At 46.8% G+C, this 1,514-nt stretch carries 1 rRNA gene; it reads right to left on the reverse strand.

Going from position 1 to position 1,514, the window contains the following annotated elements:
- Positions 1 to 1,508: ribosomal RNA gene (locus ICL07_RS32125) — 23S ribosomal RNA — on the reverse strand; the annotation flags it as partial.
- Positions 1,509 to 1,514: the final 6 nt, after the last annotated feature.

Here is a 1,514-nt window from a genome sequence, read left to right on the forward strand (position 1 = left end):
CTACTCCCTTTAACGCACTATTCCGTAAGTGCGCAGTCCTTTCACTACTCCGTTACTCCATCGAATTTATAACAGGTACTGGAATATTCACCAGTTTGCCATCAGCTACGCCTCTCGGCTTTGCCTAAGGACCCGACTAACCCTGATCCGATTAGCGTTGATCAGGAACCCTTAGTCTTACGGCGATAAGATTTTTCATCTTATTTATCGTTACTTATGCCTACATTTTCTTTTCTAAACGCTCCAGCATGTCTCGCAACACACCTTCGATGCAGTTTAGAATGCTCCCCTACCGTCTAATACCTAAGTATTAGGCCTAAAGCTTCGGTTATATGTTTGATGCCCGATTATTTTCCGTGCCCAAACCCTCGACCAGTGAGCTGTTACGCACTCTTTAAATGAATGGCTGCTTCCAAGCCAACATCCTGGCTGTTTTAGGATTTGAACCGCGTTTGTTCAACTTAACATATGATTAGGGACCTTAGCTGTTAGTCTGGGTTATTTCCCTCTCGGCCATGGACCTTAGCGCCCACAGCCTCACTCCCGGAGATTATGTTATAGCATTCGGAGTTTATTAGGGTTTGGTAGGCGGTGAAGCCCCCTAGCCCAATTAGTAGCTCTACCTCTATAACACGTCTATATCCGAGGCTGTTCCTAAAAACATTTCGGGGAGAACGAGCTATCTCTCAGTTTGATTGGCCTTTCACCCCTATCCACAGGTCATCCCATAGCTTTTCAACGCTAATGAGTTCGGACCTCCAGTTAGTTTTACCTAACCTTCATCCTGCCCATGGATAGATCACAAAGTTTCGCGTCTACCCCCACTGACTATACGCTCTGTTAGAACTTGCTTTCGCTACGGCTCCGGTACTGAAGACCTTAACCTCGCCAGTGAGGAGTAACTCGTAGGCTCATTATGCAAAAGGCACGCCGTCACCATTACTGGCTCCGACCGCTTGTAAGCGCACGGTTTCAGGAACTATTTCACTCTCCTGTTCGGAGTACTTTTCACCTTTCCCTTACGGTACTGGTTCACTATCGGTATCTAAGGAGTATTTAGCCTTATCAGATGGTACTGACAGTTTCACACAGGATTCCTCTGGTCCCGCGCTACTCAGGATACTACACGTCCATCAGAATTTCTGTCTACAGGGCTATCACCTGCTACGGCTCATCTTTCCAGATGATTCAACTTGATCTGACTTTCTAAAAGTAGTCCTACAACCCCGGGTAGAATTGCTTCGACCCGGTTTGGGCTCTTCCCTGTTCGCTCGCCACTACTTGGGGAATCATTTTTATTTTCTTTTCCTGCAGGTACTTAGATGTTTCAGTTCCCTGCGTTGGCTCTCTTTTCAGAGTGATACACCTTCAGTGTACCGGGTTGTCCCATTCGGAAATCTACGGATGTAATGCTCGTTTGCAGCTCCCCGTAGCTTATCGCAGCTTACCACGTCCTTCGTCGCCTCTTAGATCCTAGGCATCCACCATGCGCCCTTATTCGCTTTAAATATTTT

Origin of the sequence: Chitinophaga qingshengii, from assembly GCF_014529935.1 — a bacterium.
Taxonomy (GTDB): Bacteria; Bacteroidota; Bacteroidia; order Chitinophagales; family Chitinophagaceae; genus Chitinophaga; species Chitinophaga qingshengii.